This is a genomic window from Paraburkholderia sp. RCC_158 (assembly GCF_041355255.1).
Lineage (GTDB): Bacteria > Pseudomonadota > Gammaproteobacteria > Burkholderiales > Burkholderiaceae > Paraburkholderia > Paraburkholderia graminis.
On the sequence record NZ_JBFUPM010000022.1, the window covers coordinates 22,247 to 38,555 of the forward strand.

Here is a 16,309-nt window from a genome sequence, read left to right on the forward strand (position 1 = left end):
AGACGCTAGAACGAGCGGTAGCGATGGGCACGCCGCAGGTCACGCTCATAGCGTGCGCGGTCGAGGCGATCACAGATGGCCGCGGTCACCATCACGACGAGGAAGACAACGATGAGCACAGCACCCAGCAGCGGGATGGTCCAGAGCCCTTTGGCGAAGAAGATTTTCATACCGGTCACTAGCGAGGGAAGACCACCAGCTTAGCGACCAGTCTGCGGACCCGGGCAGGACTCCCGGGTCGTTCGGATTACACAATCGCGTGGAATACGTGTCCAACGACGGGCATCAGCCGGCTCAGGTGGTGCACGATGCTGGCGGGCGAGAAGCCGCCATCAAAGCCGACCACGCTCAGCGCAAGGCTGCCGAACGCGGCAACGCGCGTGCCCAGCCGGCTCGCCCATGCCGGCACCGCCGGCAGCAGATCACGCCATGACGACTGGGCCACCTGAGCCGGCCGGTGCGCCGGCACAGCATGCAGGTCCATGTCAATGGGCATTTCTTCAATGCGTGAGGCCGAGATCACCTCGATGCCTACCCGGCGCTGCGCATCGACCACCGCCGCGATGCTCTGGGTAATCACGTCGTTCTCCGACTCCACGTTGATGGTGAACAGGTGGCCTTCCTGATCCAAACACTCGAATACGATCCTGCACATGCTTGTATTGACTCCAGGGGAGATTTGTCTGCTTTTATAGGCGATTAGGCCGTTTTTGGACGGCAATTGTGTGCTCAAGCACTGAAGCCATTTTGCGCTTTTTTGTTCTGTCGGAAACACTTTCTTACAAACGATTTCTCAAGTAACTTCTTCCGATTGCCGTAAACATGCGCCTCACGGACATTATTGCGGCACTGGCAATAAGTCATTGCCCGCCTCGGCGTTGCGTCCCCGCACCTGGCCGTCTTATCCGCATAACAGAGAGGCCCGCTTTCTGTTATGCGAATCCTGAAGAGTTAGCCTCGCCGTGCCCGACGCTCGGCCCAGCGCTGGTAGTGGCGCGCGGTGCGGTAGGCTTCACGCGGCGACGCCCCTTCCGAGCGGGCGCCCAGATAGGTGTTGCGCTCGATGAACGAATACAGGCGGTTGGCCGCGTAGTGAATGGTCGCTGGCATCGCGTCACCCCTTCATGAGGTCAGTAATGCGCTTGGGCATCGCACAGCGACGGCCGCGGGCCGCGCGCTTGATGCCACCCGTCACGAGGTCGATCAGCGTGTAGACGACCGCACCGATGGCGACCGCGGCGCAGATGACCAGAAGCACGGCACAGAACCACTGAAGTTGTTCGATCATGATGAAAGCTCGTTCGGGTTGGTGAGCTTTCAGTTTCGCGATCAGACCCTGGACCACTGCAGGATGCGTTTGCAGGTCCGGGGTGTGCTCCATGGCCCAGAGTTGGGTTGACGGGCCGAAGCCCGTCTGACCGCTTACTCGACGCCCATCTCTTTCCAGAACGCGCGGTCGCCGGCGAGCTTCTGCTTTTGGCGCGTGTCGAGCTCCCAGCGGATCGGGTAGCCCATCACATCGTCGCGGTATGGATGAACGTCGAATACCCGGTCACCGAGATAGGCGTAGCGGTTACCGATCGATGAATCGAGGTAGGTGTCGGTCGGGTTCTGCACGGCACCGTAACCATAACCTTGGCACGGGACAACGTTCGGGTGTTTGATCTGCATGGTGTGGTGTGCTGCGTCGTGGTTGGGAGACTTCATTTTCACGACGAAGGCTTGGAACCTTATAGGGCAGACACACCTATCCACATAGAGAGCACCGCCATGGATACCGAACCTTATAGGGAATTGCGCCGAACCTTATACGTAGCCATGGCGAACCTTATAGGGCACTCTTATAGGGAGAGCGCGAACCTTATACGTGGCGGGTCGAACCTTATAGGGCCGAGGCATGCCTACCGGGCGTGCGTCTTTCCGAAAACTGCCAAGGATCTGAACGGATTTCGGGCCATGGCGAGATTGCCTTGGATCGCCGCGGCCCTTGCTGGGCTTGGCGTTACGTGCCTTGGAGCGTCCTTGGCTGGGGTTGGCGTGACGTATAAGAAATTGTTGGCGATCGACGATTGAAAGACAAGGATGCGGCCCCCGCCTATGAAGTTCTTATACGTAGCGTTCCTATGCGGATAGCGATGTGTGAATGCGTATGCATAGAGCCAGTGTTCTCTACACCCGGATGATCTATGTGAGTGCGCAATGTGATCGTCTATGTCTTCCGCGATGTCTCTATTCGATTTGTCGTCCTCGGCGTTCTCATCAAAAGTGCGCTTTCTATCCTTTCTCTCTACCGGGAAAATAATCAGGTCATCAGCGCGTGATTCGGCGATCGGTTTGGGCTTCTCAGATCGGTCGGCAGCGGGCTTGCGTGAGCTTTCCCTCGTCTGTCTACCGGGAAGAATGCGGCGGGCTTGGTGGGGCTTCTGTGGGCATCCCTGACGGTCTGAAGTGGACTGGAATCATGCGGGAACGTTGCTTGCGCGGCTCAGCGTGCTTTATCGTTTGAAATCAATGGCTTAGCTATGGGTGCGCGCGATGCGCCCCATACCCTGAAGTAATGGGCAAACTTTCCACCTCTTGACTGCCGTTATCATGCTGGCAAAACTACTATCAAGAGGGGCCGAAAATGATCAGGAAAGGGGTGGTTTGTGCCGCGCTTCTAGCTGCGGCTACCGGGGTTCACGCCCAGTCAAACTGGGTGCAAGTCGCCGATTCCGGCGACAGCAAAGTATTCGTCGATACGGCGTCCATTATTCGCTCGGGCAGCACGGTTAAGGTCTGGACAGATTCCATCTATACGCCTCCGACAAACGACTTTCGAACCGCGCAACCTGTCGCTGAAGACAAGGCGCGCTGGACATTCGACTGCGCGCAGCAGATGAGCAATGCCGGTGGATTCGCTCTCTATGGCACCGACCGAGCATTGATCTATAGCGGGCCATCATCGAGCAACTGGAAGGATGTGATCCCCGGCAGCATCGGCGACGCTGTGATGAAGGCGGTGTGCCGGCAGTGAGCTAGGGCGTTTCCTTGGCGGCGCGTCCGAACCCTAGCGCTTCCTGTCTGCTGTAATCGGGGTATTTGACCTTGAGCCAATCCCTTGTCCGACCGCGCTGGTATGGCGCATCAAGTCGCTTGCCGACCATCCCTTCGAAGTCGTGCGCTTGCACCTGCTCAAACACCCACTCGCCCGCCTCTGCGATGCCATTAACGTAGACGAGCGCGGCGGTGTTATCAAAGCTGTCGCGCAGTATCTGCTTGCGCTCGATGAGAGGTAACTGCCGAATGTCCCGATCATTCTCGGCGAGCATGTCAAACACATAGAGGCGCGCGGGGTGCTCCCGGATAGCGGCGCGCACGCGAGACGGAACCGACGTGCGCGCCCGTGTCTGGAGTCGCTCGAATGAAGAGCGGCCGTTGGACTCATCCACCGTGAGCTCGGCGTCCCACACGAACTCGCCCGGCACCGCGGCGACCGCCGCAACGATGTCCGGGAAGGAGCGATTTAGCAGGTTGCCGTTCCGAGTGATCAGATCGACCATCGCCCCGCCCCGCTTGCGAACCAGGCACCGGTATCCGTCATACTTGAGTTCATAGAGCCAGCCCTTGCGCGAGAACGGCTTGGGCCACAGTGTTGCGAGCATCAGGTCCGCGGCTTCAATCGTCTGGACGGTGGACATTGCACTCCTGCTTCGCAGTGATGAATGCGAGCTTTACCCAGGCGAAGTTTTTCGCGCCGAGCAGCTCTTCCGAGCACCCGGAATAGGCGCAGAAATGTTCGAAGTCATCGAGGGGCGTATAGCCGCGGCTATTGGGCGTTAGCGGCGTCACCTCAAGCATCTTTTCCAGAATCTCGACAGGTTCCTGATAGCACATTGCGGCCTCCATGGCGGACCAATAGGACCAGCAAAAATAAAGCCCGGTGCTCCGAAGGAAGACCGCGCTATTCATCAGGCAAGGAAGCTCAGAACATCTTGATTCCGCGATGCGTGGTCTGGAAAGTGATGTCGTTGCGATTGATGTGGAAGGGCATGGCGGTTTCCTCAGAGTGTTTCGACGTTCATCGTCTTGAACTGGACGCCCGCAGCGGCACACACGTCGCGCGCTTCAAGCAGGCATCCGTATTCGCCCATGTCTTCGTATTGGCGCATCGTGTATTCACCGACGAACAACTCGGCGCCCGTGGTGGTGACGGCGCTCACGCGCAGGAGTCGGACTGGTTTTGTCATGGCGAGGTCTCAGCGGACGGGAATAGGACCGGTGGTCGAACCGAACGGCAGCTTGGACTTGGCCCACAGACGTTCGCGCTTTGCTTTGGCTTGCTGCTGCTCGTCGGCGTAGCACCACGCGTCAACGATCTGTTCGAACATCGCGGAGCTTGGCGCGAACGCAAGCTCCGCGATCGTTATCCAACCCGCGGCACATTCGAGGCCCGCGGTGATCTGATAAACGGCTTTGCGATTGCCCGGTGCGGAACCGGCTTCGAACTCGCGGCCCATGAAGTAGAACGAACCGCGCTCAAGGTAATGGCTCATCGTCTTGCCCTGCTGTGTTGTGGTTGCGATGAAGTCATTTTCCCGACCGACGCGTGGCGCGCGAACGGTCGGGTGAGGATCAGTCTTCGAACTCCTTCTCGCGACGCTCCTGCTCTACGGCGGCGTCGTGCATGAGTTCGCCGAACTTCTCCGGCGGCAGTCCGTAGTGCGCTGCCTGTTCTTCAATGATGCGGTCGAGCCAATCCATTGCTGCTCCTTACCAGTCGTATTGCGGCAGGTCATCGACGCCCGTCGCGTCGCAGTCGAGGCGCAACCATTGGACCCTGTGGCGATTGCCCCATTCCATGACCTCTCGCAGGTCAGCCGGCATCTCCAGCGCATCGAGCAGATCGAGCGGCTGCACGTAGAGGAACCAACCGTGCTCATACGCGGCGACGATCGCCCACGGGCATTCCTTGTCGCCCTTGTCCAGCGCCTTCGCCGTCTCTTCAGAGACGTGGCAGGTGGAAATGGTCGGGATAATATCCACATCGAATTTCTGTGTGACTTGGCTCATGTTGTTCTCCAGCGCACCCGGGCGCGGCCCGGGTTGCACGTTGTCAGGCGATCAGCGCAGCGTCGAGCATGCGGACCAGTTTCTCGTTGGAATAGCAGACGTCGTGGCGCAGGTCGTGCACCTGTTCAGCAGTCATGCCCACGCGCTTCAGTATGTCGAGCACGGCAATCGCGCGCTGCACGACTTCCTCGGTCACGTCATCGTCTTCGACATTCGCATCGGTCGTTTCGACCAGTCGGCGCGCGAAACACACGGCCCAGTCTTCGGGCGTCTTGCAGTGACTTTCCCACGGCGACCCGAACTCGGATGAGGCGCTGTCGAGGTCGTAGATCCAGTGCTCTTGCGGCCCGCGTGCGAAGATCACCTTGGCCGCTGCGTAGACCATGCCCACCGACGCGGCGCAGATGTCGTGGTTGTGGAACTGGTCGATCACGAACCCGTAGTGGTCCAGATACAGGTTGTCGAGCACTTGCGGCGGGCAGTGCGCGAGCGGGTCGGCGCTCAGCTTGTGCTCAGACGTGTCGACCGTGGCGAGAATCTCTTCGTAGGTGATGGACATGGTTCTGTGTCGTGGTTTGGTTGCGATGTAGCTATTTTCGGGATCGACCGTTGGCGACCTTGCGGACCTGTTCGGGCACGGGCGCCACGACCGGATACCTGGCGGTGAGCCATTCGGTGAATGCGGCGTGCTCGGTCCAGCTCATGCCGGCCGGCGGCGTGTTGGTCTCACGGCACCACTGCCGCGTCTCGTCAGAGAGCCACATGGCAAAAGGCATCATCCAGCGATGACCCCACCGCGCCTTGTCCACCTGTTCCTGTGCGGCGGCCGACGCCGCCCCCTGCGCGACGCAGTAGGCGACATAGCGCGGCTGCACATGCTTGAACGGATCGACGCGCGGCGGGATGAAACGCATCACCAGCAGACTTCGACGGCAGCGATCTCGGTGACGTCGATGAAGGCCGTGACGTCCGTCGGCTGCATCACTCCGTCGTTGTCGCCCTCCCAGACTGCAAGGCGCAGCATCCTGTCGTCAAAGCGCACGACGGCGCCCTGAATCATCCGGCCGCCGCGCAGATGCACGCGCAGCGTGTAGCCGTTCCCGTGATTTTCCTTAGCATCGGCATAGCCGGTCGCATCAAGGAGCATTGCGTAGGCTTTGATCATGCATCCTCCTTCACCAGCTCGGCGAGGTTGCGCACGGCAGCAGCCAGATCGCCACCTTCCCAGCGCGCGACCACGCAGCGCGCGACCATCTGGAGTCGCTTGTGTTGCTTGCGCAGACGAATCAAGTCCAAATGCGCGCTGGAGTCGAGCAGTTCGACCACCTCGGCACGAATGTCCTGGTTGTCGAACTCGTTCGTGAGGAATGAGAACATGTCGAAGTCCGCTTCGAGACTATCGCCGTAGTTCTGCTTGCCGGTGCTCATGCTGGCGGAGCCCGCAGGTGAAACGAGGATTGATTTCATGATGGTTCTCAAGTAACGCGTGACTTACGCGACAGATTCAATTTTCGTCGTCGGGATGCGGCACACCATCAGCGCTGTGAGGATGCTTGTGAAAGCACGCGCCGTAGTCGCGGTCGATCCAGCTGTCGATCGCGTTGCGACAGTCACGGCAGTAGTAGAACCGGGTCGAGCGATTCCACCACACGATGCCTTCCCCGCGATGGTCGCAAGCGGTGCGGTTGCACTTGCCCTTGAACAGACCCTTGCCGGTCTGATCCACTTCGTGCTCGACCAGATGGCTGTCGATGACGCGTTGCGCACGCTGCTTTTCAGACGCCGCGCGGATCGTCACCGGCTTCGATGGACGGCGCTTGAGCGGGCCGTGAATGCGTGCGAGCGATACGCGCTGTGTTGCCGTCATGCGCGTGCCCAGCAAGGCGCGCTCTCGTTTGGTCAGATGCATCAGGATCTCCAGCCGCCGGCGCCAAAGCCCAGCGAGTCGTCAAAAAAGTTGTCGTCCAGAAAGTCAGCAGCGGCGTGCCACTGCGCGTTACCTTCGAGGCGCACCTCGTTGCCGAAGTCGTCGATGGTCGTGCCGGTCAGCGCGATGGCGAACGGCGTCGGGGTCGCGTAGCGGAAGTGGACTAGACGCATGCGACACCTGTGAGCGCCTTGACCACGCGTTCGTCACCGGCGCGCGTCATGCAGTCCAGTTCGTCCACGTAGCCGAGCTCACGAAGGCGCTTGAAGTCAGCCTCCTTCGTGCCGCACGCGACGCTGGCAACAGGCGAGCCGCGATACAGTGCGAGCAGCAGGATCAGCTGGTTGCAGGTCAGGCGCATGGCTTCTCCGTGATCCGTTCGAGATAGCAGGACGCGCGGCGGTCGCCGTTTGCACGGTCCCACTCGTAGAACAACGTGAGTGCGGCGAACACGGGCGAAATCGCCTTGAACTCGCCCGTCTTCTGCCAGTGCTCTGTGTCGAACAGGAAGCAGCCGATCAGCCCGCTCGTCACGTCGCGGCACTGGATCGTGTAGTTGGTGAGGCATGCCATGTCAATCGTCTCCGTTCAGATCGCCGTAGTCGAACGAGACCAGCACGCGCGGCTTCTTGCCCTCGCTCAACTGGATCGTGTCGATCGAGGAATCGCAGGTCCAGTCGGTCAGCACGACCTGCTTGCGGCCGTGCCCTTGGTCTTTGAGCGCTTGCAGCGCCTTGATGCACTCGTTGACCGTCATGCCGTCACCCCAACCGGGACGTATTGGCTGCCACCCCAGACCTGAAGGTTCTCCACGTCTACCTTGTCGTCGGTGCCGCGCTGCGCTTCACGCAAGGCGTCTGCATGATCGGTCGCGCCAATCATCATCCAGCCATAGCGGCCCTTGTAGCGGTAACTAGTCAGGCCCGCGGCGGCGAGCGGTTTGTCATGGATGGCGACACTCGACGGCAGGTGCGGCAGCCAGTGCTGGTAGCGTGCCCACAGCGACGGGCGGCGCTCGATGTTGCGCGCGAGCTCCTCGCGTGTGAGCCCATCCTTCACGAGCTCGAGGAAGGTGTCGTTGACTTCGGCAACGCGGCGCCCGGCCGCGTGGAACATCTGTTCTTGCGTCGCGGCGGTTGTCATGCGCTCTCCTTTTTCTTTGCCTTCTTCTCGATCGTGTCATCCACCAGCCCACCGATCACCGACAGGAAGTCCTTCCCATCGCGCGGATCGACCTGCGGCAGCCCGAAAATCCCATCCTTCAGGTTGAACCCGTTGCGATCGACGGCGCCCTGCTGGTGCTTGCGCTCGTAGAACACCGTGCGGACACCCGTGCCGACCAGCACACGGCGCGCGAACTCGGGCAGGTTGCCTTCAGGCACGTAGCCGAGCTCCTGCTCCAGCTTCTTCAGCTTCTTGGCGATGCCCGTCATCACCTTGTGCGCGGCGTTGAGTTCGTCGAACTCCAGCTGATCACCACCATCGAGGCAGAACTTCACGCCATACGGGTGCTCGAACTGGCTGCTCACGTAGCAGCGGATCACCAGCGTGGAGCTGTAGATGTGATCCTTGTAGACCAACCCGCGCACCAGGCGGCGCAGTTCGATCTTGATCTCGGCGAAGTCATACGCATTGCGCGAGAAGGCGAGTGCGTAGGGCTCGTTGTTCTGGACGGTCGGTGTCATCGTCGTGTCGGTGTGTGGTTGCGATGAATGTATTTTCCCGGGCACCCATAGGCGCACCGGTGGATTCATTTCGGGAGCGAGTCGACGTAAACGGCGATCACCTTCTCGGCAATCTCGGGCGTCACATACTTGAGGCTGATCGACACGCTGCCGCCGCTGCAGTCCACTTCCAGTGAGCGACTGGTCGGCTGATGCCAGCGACTGAAACGCTCGCTTGCAAGGCTCTGCTCTGAAAGCGTCACGCCGGCCGCGTCCGCAAGACGCTGGATGCGCACCGTGCGCTGGCTCTGCCGGTCGATTGTGTCCGCGTTGCCCTGATGAACTGCGGCAAGCGCACGCAGGTAACCCTGCAGCAGGCGGCGCTTCACGCTGGCCGCCACCTGTTCCGCCGTGCTGTCGAGCGCGACGGTGATCTTCGGCACATACCCGAGCGATTCCAGCGCACTCGCGTCGAGGAAATTGCCGGGCACATTGACCGTGTGCCTCAGCGCTTTCACCGCCGGATACAGGCAGCCCACCACGATGCGACCCTTGGCGCTGTATGGTGAGAAATGCAGGTAGAGTGCGGCGTCGTTCACACCGGCTTTCGGCAGGTCGATGCGAAAACGCGACGGCAGGTTTTCGTCCGGATACTGTGGCGACGCGATGCCGTCCAGCTGCGCGGCAATGCGCTCCGCTTCAGCCGCATAGGCTTCTTCGATATTGGCGTTCAAGGTCGTTCCCCGTTGTAGTTGCGATTCATTCATTGTCGGGACGAACCCGCGGCGATTCGCTCTAGCACCGTCAGGTATCCGGGCACGATGCGCCGCCGGATATCGGCCGCAATCAGCGCCGGTGTCTTCTTCAGCGACACTGTGATCTCTGGCACATACCGGAGCGCCCTGAGTTCGTCCGCGTCGAGGTAGTCGGTCGGCACCACCGTCACGCCCTTGCGCTCGGGAAACAGGCAGCTCACTGCAAGGCGCTCATTCCCGCGGTGCGGCGAGAAGCGCAGCAGCAGTGCGGCGTTTCTCTGCGGCAAGGACACACGAAAGCGGAACGCCGCTTTCGATCCTTCATAGAGTGGTTTCACGATGCCATCCAGGTTCTTCGCGATAGCTTCGGCAATACTGTCGTAGCTCGATTCGCTCATGGTGTTTGTGCGGGCAAGTGGGATAGACCCACTCTCGGGATGCCCTTACGGCACTCGCACGGATTTTTATTCGGGGTAGCAAGTGTCCACGTAGACGCGATGAAGCGTCGCGTCAACGCGCACGATCAGTTCGTCGTCCAGCTCGGCGCCCTTGAGCTTACGATCGGCTTGCTCCACGATCTGATCGAACACCCACGCCATGTTGTGCGGGCCGGCGGCGGCAAAGCGGCGCTGCGTGCGCCGGTAGCCGATCCGCATGTAGCTGCGCACGTCGTTCCGGTTCAGCAGGCGTGCAGTCGATTCACTGCATTCGTCGAGGATTTCCTTGAACCCCTTCTGGATGCAGCGCTCGATCGCTTCTTCGGCGCAGTCGTCGGACAGGCGTTGCGTTCTCGGCGCGGCCCTGAGCCGTCGGCACTCGCTATTGAGATACTCGGCCTGCTCGCGGATGTCCCCGCTCATGTGAACTGCGACGTCGCTGTCGGTGCCATTACGGCCGAACCAGCTAGCGCCGTCGCGCAGCCACACGATCGCGCCGAATGCCTTGAACTCTGCTTCAACCGTGCCGTCGTCGCTGACGAGGTGCTCCAGCGTGTCGTGTGCGACACCCAGGCCCGGCATCGGGTCAAAGTGCGGCATCCAGCTCGGGCGCCAGCCATTGAAGCCGCCTTCGGGGTGTTCCTTACAGATGAATTTCCGGGTGATCATTGCTGCGGCTCATTGGTGGTTTCGATGAAACCATTCTCATTACGATTGTGCGGCGCTTAGTAAGTCACTGCTTATTCATCCATTATAGCCAGCGAGGATCTGGGCGTTCATCTGCTGCGCAACTTTTTGCACGAAACATGCAACTTTTTACCGGGCGCGGCGCGCGTCGGCGTGCCCTTTGCGGGCACCGGGTAAGGGTCAGGTATGGGTAAATTTCGAGGGCAGGCACCGTGCGCCTTGGCGCAACACCCGCAAAGGCAAAGCGGGCCGAAGCCCGCCCTGCCCGCACATCATTCAGCCGCCGTTTCTTCGGTCGTCTCGACAGCGGGCTCCTCGACCACCGGGGCCGGGGTCTCGACTGCCGGTTCCTCTGCGACCGGCTCCGCGCCCGTGAGCTGCTGCGCCATCACGAGAAAGAGCGATGCCGGATTCGGCAGGTATTCGCCCTTGGTTGCGCCTGCCACAATCATCTTGGTCTTCTCCATGACCGTGACCGTGTTGCGGCCCATCGCGCGCGCGGCGCTCGGGCTATACGGCTTCGCGATCAGGTTCTTGTGGAGGTTCCCGTTATCGCCCGTGGTGATCTTGCCGTCCGCTGCGAGAACATCGAGCGCACGCTTCAGGATCTCGTTCGGCTTGCCGGTCTTGCCCGACAACCAGTCCATCAGCAGCGAGGCGCGGTTCTTCACCTTCACGGACATCGCGTCGATCACCGCGAGCGTTTCGTCCTGCTTGGCCTTCAGCGCGTCACCCTCCAGCAGCGCGTCGTCGAGCTCCAGCACGAGGTAGTCGCCCAGCTTCGCACCGAGCCGCGCCTTGATGCGGTCGGTCTTGTTCTGGTAGTGCGTGCGCGGCGCACGGGCCGGCTTCGCTGCTGCGGGCTCTGCGGCGGTCGCGTCTTCAACCGCGGCGTCGTTCACCAGATTCTCTTCGGCGAGCAGGCGCTCTTTCTCTGCCTCCTCGTCGGTCAGTGCATCGTGCGGGGCCGCGTCGGCGGGCACCAGTGCATAGTGTTCGGACACTTCGAGCCCGGCGATCGCAGCCGACAGCGCTTCATCGCTCGGGGCAACCGGCGCATCGAGCAGCTCGGCGGGCAGGACGATTTCTTCGGGCAGTGCAGGCAGTTGCGGCGCGACGTCGAGCGTTTCGACCGTGGCTTGCTCGATCACGTCGGACGATTCGACGATCGGGGCGGCGCTGCCCTCGATGGTCTCGAATGCGGGCAGGTTACCGCCCTCGCCCAGCACGTCAAGCAGGGCGGCAATCTGCGGGTCCATCGCTGCGGACGCTTCGCTTGCGCCCAGCATCTTGACATCGACGGTCGTTGCGGCAGTCTTCTTCGTGTTGCGTGCGCGGCTGGTGGTCTTCGTGGTCATAGTGCTCTCCTGAGTGAGATTGGGTAACGCGTTCATCGCGTCAGAATCAATTTTGTCGATCAGGTAGAGGCGCGTATCGCTTGAATCAGGATCGTTTCTCTGCCCGGTCTGCGTGTCGTTTGCTGCGCGACAGGTGTTACTTTAAAGACCGGGTATTGGCAGGCATCCTGCGGTATCGGATGCGTGAACGCTGAATGAGAAAGTGCGCGGGCGCGCGCGAATAGCAGCAGAGGCTAGGCAAAAAAATGGGCGCACGAGGCGCCCTTAAACACACCGCTTCGGACACCCGAAGCCGCGATTCAATGAAGTGGGTTTAGTGGTGGACCGCCTCGCATGCCATGGTGACAACGGAGTCTATCGATGACCCGGGCGTCAATGACCGCACGTCATGATCCGTGTCGCTGTGCGTGTTTCTACCGGCACCGTCAAACGTGTTGAAAGCATCACGCACGTAAGTCGCAGGATGGTCGCAGCGCGCCGCAATGTGCTCAACAGTCGCTGCCATCATTGGCTTGGCTGGATCTAAGACGGTGCGCATCCAGAAATTCACGGTTTGAGGCCCAGCTTGTCTAACCGAGTTTGCGTCCACATACACCGTGTTGCGCTCAATGTCCCCGACCTTGAGCCAGTTCGGCCCAGCTGCCATCGCCGGTGCGCTTACTAACAGGCCCGAAATAACCATCCTCAATTTTTTCAATTTAATCCCCGATTTATCATTTACCAACTCCCCGCCAATTCAGCGATATCGTCGTCCAGCCCGCGCGTGTCCACAGCGTCGGGCGGCGGCGGAACCAGAATATTACCCTTCTCGACAAACTGCCGGCCGCCCTCGCCGGTCGATGACGGCAGCCATTCGCAATCTGCGTAGCGCACCAGCAGATCCTCGTAGGCGTCGATGCACTCCTGCATCGTCCTGAATTCTCGCGACACCTGCGGGTCAGGTGTGCGACGCGGCGCGTCCAGCGGGCGGCCCTCGCCATCGGTCGTGACGATGTTCTCGACGTTCAGGCGGTAGAGTTTCCAGTGAGCGCGCGGAATCGTCTTGCTGTTCTTCTGCACGCCGAGCCACTCGCACGTCGCGTGGATGCGCGAGTTCTCGAACTCCCGGAAGAACCGGTAAGCCGGGTCTTTCTGCAGGCGCTGCCACTCCACCTGCTGAAGCAGGTGGCCCTCCTTGCTGACGAATGCGATGCTCATGGTCTACTCATCCTAAATAATGTCAGGCGATCAAGCCAGGCAACCCATTCATCGAATGGAAGATCGCGCTTTGCCTTGTTACAAACACCGCAGCACGAAACGACATTGCCAGTAACGTAGCCGAGAGTATTCTCGATGCGGTCGATGCCGTTATATTTGAACGAACCCGCGCCGCGCGTAACGGTTTGCGAAGGAGGGTGTCCGCAGTAATCGCAGTTCCCTTGGACCAACTCGAAGAACTGCTCGTCGGAAAGACCCCATGCGAATTTCTTTTTTGACGCCCTGTATTTGTAGCCGAGAAGAATCACATTTTTTGCCACAAGACCGGGTGCCAATGTTCGCTTTGTCGCGCTTGCGTCAGACGCCTTCCTCATGCGCTCCGAAGCCTGATCCCAAAACATGCACCCGCAGCTTTTCGTGCCTCTACCTAGATGCTCTTGCGAGACTGCAACCTTCTCGCCGCACTCACATAAACAGCCCCAGTAGCGAGCGTATCTTGTCGAATGGACACCAAGATCTTCAACTAAAGTTAGCCTGAATAGCTTCTCGCCTTTGTAACGCCGACCTCGAACATTCGGCGTCTTTCTGAACGTTGGCATTTCCTTACCCGGGAAGCGCCACCCGCCGGGTAGAACGATGCTTTCTTTTTCAATCTTTGCCATGCTTGTCTCACCGGCGGTTCGCCTGTTATTTCCCGGTTTGAGCCACGCTGTAAACCGTCTGCCCCTCAGCATTCACTGACTTGCTCGGATCTGGCCTTTGGATAAGGCCACGCCGCGTGAAGATGTCCCGGACCTTTGGGTCAATCTCTGCAAGAACGTCCAAAGCCGCCGCACGCAGTTGTGCAGCATGCTCGGAATCAGACGTCGCGGCCTGCTCGATACGCTCAAAGACGCGCAGGAAGCGACAGGTGTCGTCCATCTTGGGCGCACCGCCGGAGACCGAGAAGCCCGGGCCGCCTACCGCGAGCCCCGCCGTGCCGCCGCAGTAGTCGGAGCTGAACGAGCCCGCGAAGCCGCTGACAACGGCCTGACCGGTCGTGCGCGCGGTGTAGGAGCCCGAGTAATGCTGGTCGCCCGCGTTGTTGAACGTGATCTGCTGCGCGTTGCCAGCGTTATTCGCGCCAGCGGTGGAGGCGGTGGTGGCCGAGCTGTTCGAGTCCACTGCGGTCTGCGCGTGAGCCGCGCCGGCGAGCAGCATCGCCGCAAAAGCTACTTTCAGTTTCATGGATGAAGCCCCTCGAATGATGACCCCGGCCGCAGCCGGGGTGTGGTTCAGATTGCGACTGCGGACGCTTTAGAAGCGCGTGCTGCCGATCGCTGCGATGCCGCCGATGCCCGCGACACCACCGATGGCTGCTGCGCCGAACGTCGAACCCACCGAGGCGGTGTTATCGACCTTGCCGAAGCCGGTCGTGCCGTTCACGATCGAGCCGCCGTCCATGTTCGGTGCGCCGCCCGTGGTCGTGCCGTAGCTGTGCTGTTCGGACAGCTGCGTCGTCTGCGAACCGATGGTGGCGCCCGCTGCGTTGATGTTGCCGCCGATCGTCGCGGTGCCCTGCGACACGCCGTCGGTGTGCTGGAACGACGTGCCGTTGCCCATGATCTCGGTCGTGGAGATCGCGGTGCCCGTGCTGGTGGACTGCGCGGTGCCGTTGATCGTGCCGCCGTAGCTGTTCGCGAAGCCGCCCACCACTGCGCCGCCGCCCACTGCACCACCTTGTGCGAGTGCTGCTGCCGATGCGAGTGCCAGGACTGCCAGTGCGATTGCGTTTTTCATGCGAAGTTCTCCTAAATTGGATTGACCGGAACCCGCCGGTCACGGTTTTTAAATCTGCCCCGCTTACGCTGCGTTTTGTTTAGTGCGCTGCGTTTCGGTATATGTATTTTGACTTTCGATTCTTGGCGTGTTTTTGGATCATTGCGCTGATTTCAGCGATAGATCGACAACTCGCCCGGACAGCGACGCACCGGCTTGTCCCTGCCTTCGAGCTTGGCGCGCTCGCGCTCGCACTCCTGGTAAATCTGCTCGGCGAGCTTCTTGTTGCCGTCCTCGAGCGCTGCGTGCAGGCGGCTGCCCGGCGCGGCCCACGTGTCTTTGTAGCGGATAGACCTGTTATTCATGACTGTTTGTCCTTGCGTGCGGCATCGACCGCCTTCTCCATGTTGGGGCGCCCTTTCTTGACGTTCACCGAGACCCACCAGCGCCCGCCTGGCCCGCAATCGCGCTCGTCCTCCCAGTGGGCGTGATCACGCAGGAACCGATAGCGCTCCGCATCCTCCGAAGTAGCCTCGATCACCTTGACCACGCGTCGAGACATGGCGGGCGGCAGCGTATCCAGCAGCCACGCCTTGTCGCTCTCGGACAGTTTTGCAGCGCTCATTGCGGGTGGTTGCGCCGGCTGATCGCACCGACGGCGGCGTCCGACGTCTGAGCGAGAAGCGCGCGGGCCAGAATCTTCGCCAGCTCGAACACCTTCTCCAGAGCCTTTGCGTCGTAGTTGGTGCGCTCCTTGACGTGCATGATCAGGAACGTCGGATCGCAGCGCTCAATGAATTCCAGCTGCTTGCGTTGTTCGGGCGTCATTGGGGGTCTCCGTTTGCGGATTGAGCGGCGCGGCGATTCCACGCGGCGAGGGCTCGGTCCTTGTGCAGGCCGTATTCCGCATCAAAGCAGCCGCGTCGATTGTTGGCATACCCTTTAGGGCCTTCGGCGCCACAGTCGCTGCACTTGACTTGCGCGGCCCATCGCGTGGCGTCCACTTCTTCCCACTCGCTCAACTCAGCCTTAGAGCTACAGAATGGGCAGGGTGTTGGCTCTGACGCTCCGCGCTCACCCTGCGCCACATTGGCGGAAGTTGATGCGGCGTTGAGGTCGCTCATGGCTCTGCGTGCGCGTTCAATGATTGCTCGAAGACGAATGGCAAGTCGGTCCTTGCTCATGCGGTCCAACTCGTCGGGGTCATACGCAGCGATATAGTTCATCTGACCACGCAATTCTTCAAACGCCCCGCGCTCGTCCTGCCCATTCATGTTTCGCTCCTAGTAGCTATGAACGCCCGAGCATCCTCGATGACCTTGTTGATCTCTCCCTCTGTGGCAGAAGCTGCTTCTTCCGCCTCCCCTATAGCCCGTTGCTCGCGAATCGACTCCTGACTCCACGTATGGTCAGCAGGCAATTCAGGCTGGCGTGTCAAGCGAAGCAGCTTCATCAAAAACTTTTTCATTGGGGT

Annotated in this window: 37 protein-coding genes; 1 reads left to right on the plus strand and 36 read right to left on the minus strand. The window is 60.6% G+C overall.

All coding sequences use genetic code 11. The features are described from left to right. Window positions 1–5: 5 nt before the first annotated feature. From AB6809_RS29445 to AB6809_RS29465, 5 genes are all read right to left on the minus strand, one after another. Window positions 6–170, minus strand: a complete 165-nt coding sequence (locus AB6809_RS29445; RefSeq protein ID WP_371027770.1) for a hypothetical protein — start codon at window positions 168–170, stop codon at window positions 6–8. Window positions 171–247: 77 nt separating this feature from the next. Next, window positions 248–655 (minus strand): hypothetical protein, encoded by a 408-nt coding sequence (locus tag AB6809_RS29450; RefSeq protein WP_371027771.1) that lies wholly within the window; start codon window positions 653–655, stop codon window positions 248–250. Window positions 656–951: 296 nt separating this feature from the next. Next, entirely contained in the window at window positions 952–1,110 is a 159-nt protein-coding gene (locus AB6809_RS29455) for a hypothetical protein (protein ID WP_371027772.1), read from the minus strand. Between the two features lie 4 nt (window positions 1,111–1,114). Further along, window positions 1,115–1,288, minus strand: a complete 174-nt coding sequence (locus AB6809_RS29460) for a hypothetical protein (RefSeq protein ID WP_371027773.1) — start codon at window positions 1,286–1,288, stop codon at window positions 1,115–1,117. 134 nt (window positions 1,289–1,422) lie between these two features. Continuing rightward, window positions 1,423–1,671 (minus strand): hypothetical protein, encoded by a 249-nt coding sequence (locus AB6809_RS29465; protein WP_371027774.1) that lies wholly within the window; start codon window positions 1,669–1,671, stop codon window positions 1,423–1,425. A 955-nt stretch (window positions 1,672–2,626) separates the two neighbouring features. On the opposite strand from AB6809_RS29465, the gene AB6809_RS29470 reads away from it, so the two are divergent. After that, window positions 2,627–3,016, plus strand: a complete 390-nt coding sequence (locus AB6809_RS29470) for a surface-adhesin E family protein (RefSeq protein ID WP_371027775.1) — start codon at window positions 2,627–2,629, stop codon at window positions 3,014–3,016. Window position 3,017: 1 nt separating this feature from the next. On the opposite strand, the gene AB6809_RS29475 is transcribed toward AB6809_RS29470, so the two are convergent. The 31 genes from AB6809_RS29475 to AB6809_RS29625 all read right to left on the minus strand — a co-directional run bounded on the left by AB6809_RS29475 (window position 3,018) and on the right by AB6809_RS29625 (window position 16,303). Beyond that, window positions 3,018–3,680: a DNA ligase gene (locus AB6809_RS29475; protein WP_371027776.1), complete on the minus strand. Its 663-nt coding sequence runs from the start codon at window positions 3,678–3,680 to the stop codon at window positions 3,018–3,020. Further along, complete coding sequence (locus tag AB6809_RS29480) at window positions 3,658–3,876, minus strand: hypothetical protein (RefSeq protein ID WP_371027777.1); 219 nt, start codon at window positions 3,874–3,876, stop codon at window positions 3,658–3,660. Before AB6809_RS29480 ends, AB6809_RS29475 begins: the two co-directional genes overlap by 23 nt. A gap of 167 nt (window positions 3,877–4,043) precedes the next feature. Next, window positions 4,044–4,229 (minus strand): hypothetical protein, encoded by a 186-nt coding sequence (locus tag AB6809_RS29485; RefSeq protein ID WP_371027778.1) that lies wholly within the window; start codon window positions 4,227–4,229, stop codon window positions 4,044–4,046. Window positions 4,230–4,238: 9 nt separating this feature from the next. Beyond that, entirely contained in the window at window positions 4,239–4,535 is a 297-nt protein-coding gene (locus tag AB6809_RS29490) for a hypothetical protein (RefSeq protein WP_371027779.1), read from the minus strand. Window positions 4,536–4,614: 79 nt separating this feature from the next. Next, entirely contained in the window at window positions 4,615–4,743 is a 129-nt protein-coding gene (locus tag AB6809_RS29495; RefSeq protein ID WP_371027780.1) for a hypothetical protein, read from the minus strand. 9 nt (window positions 4,744–4,752) lie between these two features. Further along, window positions 4,753–5,052: a hypothetical protein gene (locus tag AB6809_RS29500; protein WP_371027781.1), complete on the minus strand. Its 300-nt coding sequence runs from the start codon at window positions 5,050–5,052 to the stop codon at window positions 4,753–4,755. Window positions 5,053–5,095: 43 nt separating this feature from the next. After that, the gene (locus tag AB6809_RS29505) at window positions 5,096–5,611 is read right to left on the minus strand and encodes a hypothetical protein (protein WP_371027782.1); all 516 of its coding nucleotides are present in this window, start codon (window positions 5,609–5,611) and stop codon (window positions 5,096–5,098) included. 31 nt (window positions 5,612–5,642) lie between these two features. Beyond that, window positions 5,643–5,969, minus strand: a complete 327-nt coding sequence (locus AB6809_RS29510; RefSeq protein WP_371027783.1) for a hypothetical protein — start codon at window positions 5,967–5,969, stop codon at window positions 5,643–5,645. Then, the gene (locus tag AB6809_RS29515; protein ID WP_371027784.1) at window positions 5,966–6,217 is read right to left on the minus strand and encodes a hypothetical protein; all 252 of its coding nucleotides are present in this window, start codon (window positions 6,215–6,217) and stop codon (window positions 5,966–5,968) included. The genes AB6809_RS29510 and AB6809_RS29515 overlap by 4 nt, the downstream gene beginning before the upstream one ends. Continuing rightward, window positions 6,214–6,519, minus strand: coding sequence for a hypothetical protein (locus AB6809_RS29520; protein ID WP_371027785.1), 306 nt, complete (start codon window positions 6,517–6,519; stop codon window positions 6,214–6,216). Before AB6809_RS29520 ends, AB6809_RS29515 begins: the two co-directional genes overlap by 4 nt. Before the next feature lie 37 nt (window positions 6,520–6,556). Next, entirely contained in the window at window positions 6,557–6,961 is a 405-nt protein-coding gene (locus AB6809_RS29525) for a hypothetical protein (RefSeq protein WP_371027786.1), read from the minus strand. After that, entirely contained in the window at window positions 6,961–7,152 is a 192-nt protein-coding gene (locus tag AB6809_RS29530; RefSeq protein WP_371027787.1) for a hypothetical protein, read from the minus strand. Before AB6809_RS29530 ends, AB6809_RS29525 begins: the two co-directional genes overlap by 1 nt. Beyond that, complete coding sequence (locus AB6809_RS29535; RefSeq protein WP_371027788.1) at window positions 7,143–7,340, minus strand: hypothetical protein; 198 nt, start codon at window positions 7,338–7,340, stop codon at window positions 7,143–7,145. The genes AB6809_RS29530 and AB6809_RS29535 overlap by 10 nt, the downstream gene beginning before the upstream one ends. Further along, window positions 7,331–7,552, minus strand: coding sequence for a hypothetical protein (locus AB6809_RS29540; protein WP_371027789.1), 222 nt, complete (start codon window positions 7,550–7,552; stop codon window positions 7,331–7,333). Before AB6809_RS29540 ends, AB6809_RS29535 begins: the two co-directional genes overlap by 10 nt. 1 nt (window position 7,553) lies before the next feature. Next, window positions 7,554–7,736, minus strand: a complete 183-nt coding sequence (locus AB6809_RS29545) for a hypothetical protein (RefSeq protein ID WP_371027790.1) — start codon at window positions 7,734–7,736, stop codon at window positions 7,554–7,556. Next, window positions 7,733–8,122, minus strand: coding sequence for a hypothetical protein (locus AB6809_RS29550; RefSeq protein WP_371027791.1), 390 nt, complete (start codon window positions 8,120–8,122; stop codon window positions 7,733–7,735). Before AB6809_RS29550 ends, AB6809_RS29545 begins: the two co-directional genes overlap by 4 nt. Next, window positions 8,119–8,664: a hypothetical protein gene (locus AB6809_RS29555; protein ID WP_371027792.1), complete on the minus strand. Its 546-nt coding sequence runs from the start codon at window positions 8,662–8,664 to the stop codon at window positions 8,119–8,121. Before AB6809_RS29555 ends, AB6809_RS29550 begins: the two co-directional genes overlap by 4 nt. A 65-nt stretch (window positions 8,665–8,729) precedes the next feature. Beyond that, window positions 8,730–9,377, minus strand: coding sequence for a hypothetical protein (locus AB6809_RS29560; protein WP_371027793.1), 648 nt, complete (start codon window positions 9,375–9,377; stop codon window positions 8,730–8,732). Window positions 9,378–9,406: 29 nt separating this feature from the next. Next, window positions 9,407–9,796 carry a hypothetical protein gene (locus tag AB6809_RS29565; RefSeq protein WP_371027794.1) on the minus strand — a complete coding sequence of 130 codons (390 nt, stop codon included), beginning with the start codon at window positions 9,794–9,796 and terminating at the stop codon, window positions 9,407–9,409. A gap of 66 nt (window positions 9,797–9,862) precedes the next feature. Beyond that, window positions 9,863–10,504 carry a hypothetical protein gene (locus AB6809_RS29570; protein WP_371027795.1) on the minus strand — a complete coding sequence of 214 codons (642 nt, stop codon included), beginning with the start codon at window positions 10,502–10,504 and terminating at the stop codon, window positions 9,863–9,865. 290 nt (window positions 10,505–10,794) lie between these two features. After that, on the minus strand, window positions 10,795–11,880 hold the full coding sequence (locus AB6809_RS29575) for a hypothetical protein (protein WP_371027796.1): 1,086 nt from the start codon (window positions 11,878–11,880) through the stop codon (window positions 10,795–10,797). 313 nt (window positions 11,881–12,193) lie between these two features. After that, entirely contained in the window at window positions 12,194–12,562 is a 369-nt protein-coding gene (locus AB6809_RS29580; protein ID WP_371027888.1) for a surface-adhesin E family protein, read from the minus strand. Between the two features lie 35 nt (window positions 12,563–12,597). Further along, a complete protein-coding gene (locus tag AB6809_RS29585) occupies window positions 12,598–13,077 on the minus strand; it encodes a hypothetical protein (protein WP_371027797.1) in 480 nt (159 codons plus the stop codon). Continuing rightward, window positions 13,074–13,739, minus strand: coding sequence for a hypothetical protein (locus AB6809_RS29590; RefSeq protein ID WP_371027798.1), 666 nt, complete (start codon window positions 13,737–13,739; stop codon window positions 13,074–13,076). Before AB6809_RS29590 ends, AB6809_RS29585 begins: the two co-directional genes overlap by 4 nt. Before the next feature lie 25 nt (window positions 13,740–13,764). Then, window positions 13,765–14,304: a hypothetical protein gene (locus AB6809_RS29595; RefSeq protein ID WP_371027799.1), complete on the minus strand. Its 540-nt coding sequence runs from the start codon at window positions 14,302–14,304 to the stop codon at window positions 13,765–13,767. Window positions 14,305–14,373: 69 nt separating this feature from the next. Next, window positions 14,374–14,856, minus strand: a complete 483-nt coding sequence (locus tag AB6809_RS29600) for a hypothetical protein (RefSeq protein ID WP_371027800.1) — start codon at window positions 14,854–14,856, stop codon at window positions 14,374–14,376. 152 nt (window positions 14,857–15,008) lie between these two features. Further along, window positions 15,009–15,200 (minus strand): hypothetical protein, encoded by a 192-nt coding sequence (locus tag AB6809_RS29605; RefSeq protein WP_371027801.1) that lies wholly within the window; start codon window positions 15,198–15,200, stop codon window positions 15,009–15,011. Next, window positions 15,197–15,460, minus strand: a complete 264-nt coding sequence (locus AB6809_RS29610) for a hypothetical protein (RefSeq protein ID WP_371027802.1) — start codon at window positions 15,458–15,460, stop codon at window positions 15,197–15,199. Before AB6809_RS29610 ends, AB6809_RS29605 begins: the two co-directional genes overlap by 4 nt. After that, window positions 15,457–15,663 carry a hypothetical protein gene (locus AB6809_RS29615; RefSeq protein WP_371027803.1) on the minus strand — a complete coding sequence of 69 codons (207 nt, stop codon included), beginning with the start codon at window positions 15,661–15,663 and terminating at the stop codon, window positions 15,457–15,459. Before AB6809_RS29615 ends, AB6809_RS29610 begins: the two co-directional genes overlap by 4 nt. Beyond that, window positions 15,660–16,109: a Lar family restriction alleviation protein gene (locus tag AB6809_RS29620; protein WP_371027804.1), complete on the minus strand. Its 450-nt coding sequence runs from the start codon at window positions 16,107–16,109 to the stop codon at window positions 15,660–15,662. The genes AB6809_RS29615 and AB6809_RS29620 overlap by 4 nt, the downstream gene beginning before the upstream one ends. Beyond that, complete coding sequence (locus tag AB6809_RS29625) at window positions 16,106–16,303, minus strand: hypothetical protein (protein ID WP_371027805.1); 198 nt, start codon at window positions 16,301–16,303, stop codon at window positions 16,106–16,108. The genes AB6809_RS29620 and AB6809_RS29625 overlap by 4 nt, the downstream gene beginning before the upstream one ends. Between the last annotated feature and the right edge of the window lie 6 nt (window positions 16,304–16,309).